Source organism: Microcoleus sp. B5-D4 (assembly GCF_036705145.1).
GTDB lineage: Bacteria > Cyanobacteriota > Cyanobacteriia > Cyanobacteriales > Microcoleaceae > Microcoleus.
Map to the genome: position 1 here is coordinate 1 of NZ_JAUBTV010000163.1, position 5,042 is coordinate 5,042.

1 protein-coding gene is annotated in these 5,042 nt (G+C 51.1%); it reads right to left on the reverse strand.

Annotation, left to right across the window (positions count from 1 at the left end):
• On the reverse strand, window positions 1–4,285 hold a 4,285-nt coding region (locus QUB10_RS33695), incomplete at its 3' end, for a DUF4347 domain-containing protein (protein WP_333207461.1).
• Window positions 4,286–5,042: the final 757 nt, after the last annotated feature.

Genomic DNA, 5,042 nt, shown 5'->3' on the forward strand with positions numbered 1-5,042 from the left:
CGCAACCGCAACTGGTATCGGGTTCGGGTACTGGGTTGAATATGGGGGTGGGTTCTGGCGCGGGTGTTGGTGTTGGTTCCGGTGTGGGTGTGGGTGTGGGTGTGGGTGTTGGTGTTGGTGTTGGCGCAGGTGTGGGTGTTGGTTCCGGCGCGGGTGTGGGTGTTGGTTCCGGCGCAGGTGTTGGTGTTGGTTCTGGCGCGGGTGTTGGTTCTGGCGCGGGTGTTGGTTCTGGCGCGGGTGTTGGTTCCGGCGCGGGTGTTGGTGGTGTGGGTGTTGGCGCGGGTGTTGGTGGTGTGGGTGTTGGTGCCGGTGTTGGTGGTGTGGGTGTTGGTGCCGGTGTTGGTGGTGTGGGTGTTGGCGCCGGTGTTGGTGGTGTGGGTGTTGGCGCCGGTGTTGGTGGTGTGGGTGTTGGCGCCGGTGTTGGTGGTGTGGGTGTTGGCGCCGGTGTTGGTTCGTTCAGGGGAATGGCAGAGACAGTAGCGCTGGCGGGGCTGGTAGCGCCCTGGTTGTCTGTAGCGCTGTACGTGAAATTTGCTGTTGTAAAGTTGGCTGTCGATTGGAAAAATAATTGGTTGATGTCAGCCGGTGTCAGAATTTGACCGGCGGTGACAATCCGGCCGCCGGTTTCGGGATTGCCTAAAAATATCAGCCCTTCATTTGCTGGTGGGACGGTGTTGATGGTGAAGGATTCGATCGAGCCGTCGGGGTCGCTTCCTCCGAGTCCTGCGATCGCCACAGCGCTGCTGGGGGCGATCTCAAGGTTGACGTTGTTAGCTACGGGCGGTTCGTTTGGCACCGGCAGCAGCGCCGATACCGTAGCGCTGGCAGGGCTGGTGGCACCCTGGTTGTCTGTAGCGCTGTAGGTGAAATTTGCTTTTGTAAAGTTGCCTGTCGATTGGAAAAATAATTGGTTAATCTCAGCAGGTGTCAGAATTTGACCCGGGGTGACAATAGTACCGCCAGTATCGGGATTGCCTAAAAATATCAGCCCTTCATTTGCTGGTGGGACGGTGTTGATGGTGAAGGATTCGATCGAGCCGTCGGGGTCGCTTCCTCCGAGTCCTGCGATCGCTACAGTGCTGCTGGGGGCGATTTCGAGGTTGACGTTGCTAGCTATCGGTGGTTGGTTGGCGGGAGTCGGAGTCGGAGTCGGTGGGAGTGGGGGAGTCGGAGTTGGGGCAGTGGCGATGCTGGTGGTAACAGTTGCGCCGGGCTCGCGGCCGTTGTTGTTGCCGGGATTTGGGTCATTAGTGGTTGAGGTACTTCTTGCCGTGTTGCTGACAGTGCCGGTCGCCGGGGCTGGGAATCTGACAGTCCGGCTGACGGTCAAGCCGTCAGCTAAGCTGGCAATGGGCGGAAAGCTGACAATGCCTGTGGCTGGGTTGTAAACACCTCCGTTAGATGCTGTGACCCCCGTTAAACCGGGAACGATGGTGTCTGTAACGGTGATGTTGGTGGCGGTACTGGGTCCTCTGTTTTCGGTGAGAATGGTGTAGGTGACTGTCGATCCGCCGATCGCATTAGCCGGCCCGGTTTTGAGCGTAACTACATCGGCGCTATCGGTGATAGTGGTGGTAACTCTTGCCGATGGGCTGCTGCCGTTGTTGTTGGCAGGATTGGGGTCTGGACTCGTTGAGATGCTGCTAGCAGTGTTGGCGACGGTGCCACCGGTGGCGGGAACTGCGAAACTGACGGTTCTGTTGGCGCTGGCGGCCCTGGCTAGGGATGGGATCGCCGTCCAAGTCACAATACCTGTAGTTGCGTTGTAACTTCCGCCCTCCGAGACGCTGACTCCTGTTAAGCCCGGAACAATGGTGTCGGCGATCGCCACATTGGTTGCCGCACTCGGCCCACTGTTAGTGGCCGTAATTGTGTAGGTGACAGTCGAACCCGCGATCGCAGTAGCCGGCCCGGTTTTGACCGTCTCTACATCGGCACTCTGGGTGATAGCAGTGGTAACTCGCGCTTGAGGGCTGGTGCCGTTGTTGTTGGCAGGATTGGGGTCTGGACTCGTTGAGGTGCTGCTAGCAGTGTTGGCGACGGTGCCACCGGTGGCGGGAACTGCGAAACTGACGGTTCTGTTGGCGCTGGCGGCCCTGGCTAGGGATGCGATCGCCGTCCAAGTCACAATACCTGTAGTTGCGTTGTAACTTCCGCCCTCCGACACGCTGACTCCTGTTAAGCCCGGAACAATGGTGTCGGCGATCGCCACATTGGTTGCCGCACTCGGCCCACTGTTAGTGGCCGTAATTGTGTAGGTGACTGTCGATCCCGCCGCCGCAGTAGGGGGCCCGCTTTTGACCGTCACTACATCGGCAATATCGTTCGTGATAGTGGTGGTGACTCTTGCCGACGGGCTGCTGCCGCTGTTGTTGGCGGGTACGGGATCGATCGTGCTGCTGCTGCTGAATACACTGTTGGTAATAGGGCCAAGTGTAGTTGGGGCGGTAACAGTTACGGTGCGGGTGGTGGTAGCCCCAAAAGGTAAATTCGGAATAGTTGGCCAGGTGACCAGTCTCGTTGTCGGGTTGAAAGTGCCGCCGCCCGGAGCACTAGTTAATACTGCCCCGACGGGCAATCTATCTTCAATCACCACGTTTTCGGCGTCGTTCGGGCCGTTATTTACTGTCGTAATTGTGTAAGTAATGGCGCTGCCCGGTGCCGCTGCCGCCGGGCCTGTTTTCGTTGAGGCAACATCTGCTGTAGTAAGCGGCACGTCTATAGTTTGGATCGACAAAGTGCGAATGTCGTGAATATTTGTTGCGTCTCCCGTTGAACCAGCAAAACCAAATTTGAATGTTGCCGGGATTGGCCCATTTATCTCCTCTAAATTGTCAATGTCGATAATAGTCTCGCCCACATCTGTAAACGAACCATCATTGTCGAGGTCAAAGTTAACAGTGAGACGGTTTGGCGTTGCAGAATTGGGGGGTTCCAAAATAATTTGAACTCTTCTTCTGGCTGCTTCGCGGCTGCTAGTAATGGTGTTGGTCGGCCCGTTTGGTGGCAGAGGATTTACGGTATCGGGAATATTATCTATTCCCTGCGGCACAAACGTAGAAGTTAAAAATTGATATTGCCTAACTTCGCTACCTCGAAGCGTTACCGAATCTGCTCTACGCCCCCCCGGAATTCCGCCTACACGCCCTTGAGTTTCAGTTGAGAAATTTCCGAATTCATCCAATCCAATTCCTAAATAACCTCCCCGTAAACCGGACTGATTTGTATCTCTATTTTGCGCGTAGCCGAGAGAACCTCCATAGCCTCCAGCTTGTGTTGGCGTCACCGTACCGTCAATTAAAAAGAAACTTATGCCGTCCCCTGTCCGCCCTGGTAAATTCGGACGTGCTGTGCCGTTGTAGGCAAATATATCGAAGACAATGTTAAGACCGCTGTTGACGGGAACCTGACTGTTATAGATGACAAAAGTAGATTGGTCAAAAGTTCTTGTAGTTAATCTCAACGCCCCGCTGCCTACCGGGTCTATGTTCAAACCCGGAAAACTCTCCGTTCCGGTTCCTGCTGTTAATGCGGGAGCGTCTGACGTGCCAGTAACGCCAGAGATCCAAGGCCCGATTAGACGTGCGTCTTGAAAACTTTCGTCCACTAAATTAATGAGGACAGCGCTGTAAGTTTCCTGGGTTTTTGTTTCAAAGGCTATTGCGGTTTTTACTTGTCCTGCTGTAACATTTAATTGCCAGTTTCCTCCTAATTTTGTACTGCCAATTAGATTGTTGGAAGCCGCTATATTTGCGCCTGTTAATTCTCTCAGCTTCCGCACGAAAGCAATCCCTGATTTTCCAGCCCCAACCTTACACGCTAATAATAAAATATCGGCTTTTTCGCTTAAGGCATTTCGCCACTGCTGCAAATGCCGATCGTACTTTGGTAAGTTTTCATCCTTCAGTACACTTGATCCCAATTGCACGGAAGCTTCATTGCCGTGAGCAACTATCTGAAGGCTGGCAATTAAGCTGCGTTTAGCGAGAATCTCGGTAATTTGTTCTACTCCGTCCAGAGTTTGATCGAGGACAATTATCTCTGTCCCCGGTTTGACTCCGCTGGCAAGATGCTGATAATTCTCTACCCTCGGATCGATGCAAACTAAATGTTTTTTATGTTTAGTCTTGACGCCCCGACTCGCTTTTGTTAAACAGGAAATATAGCTCGCCCGATCGCTGACTAACGGCGCCCCAATCAAAGAAACTTTTATGCAGTCCGTGTCGCGGCGATCGCAACTTGATTTGTGAATTGGCGAAGAGTAGTTGCACCATAAATTTTTCATGAGTTAGATAGCTCCTTGATTTGTTAATTGTCAATCTTCAGTGGTAGATATTATTGTTAATTGCTAATGGAAATCTCTAATTACTAATTTCTCGACTTCGCATACTTAACAAGTTCTATTTACTTCGATTTTTTTTTGCGCGACATCTTCCTAAAGTAGCAGTTAGCTGTATTTACCTGGTAAATCAGGGGTTTTTTAGCCAATTTAGACGTAGTGCTCAATTATTTTATGATGAAAAGAATGATCGCAATCTACGAAAATATACCTTTTAATTCGATATTTTTTTACCTAAATGCAGTTGACAATCATTCGTGTTTGTAGTAAATAAAGCTTAGCTTTCCGATTTTTACTCAGACTTGATTCTTTATCAAAAACCAATTTTAGGACTGTCAATCAACCGAATGTCAGATAATCTATGCTTCACTCAAAAAATGGTTATAAATTTTGTAGTTATCAACTTCGTTTTCTGGCTTTTGTCAAGAATGAATGATTCACCAACAACCAATTTCAGGGTCGTCAGCAAGTCGAATCAGCAATAATTCATCGGCTTAATATTTTTTTAGCGCAAATAAAAAACTCGGTTTCTTGAATAAACCGAGTTGCTATAATTTTAGGAAAAATGCAGCGAATTTAATGCGCTTTGGTCTTAACGAGCCAGAGTCAAAAAATTCGGAGAAGTCAGAGAATTATCAGCGCCAAAAACCTGAGCCAAAACCTCGCCAGTCGCAGCAACTTGTAGCAGTGTGGCATTCCCCGT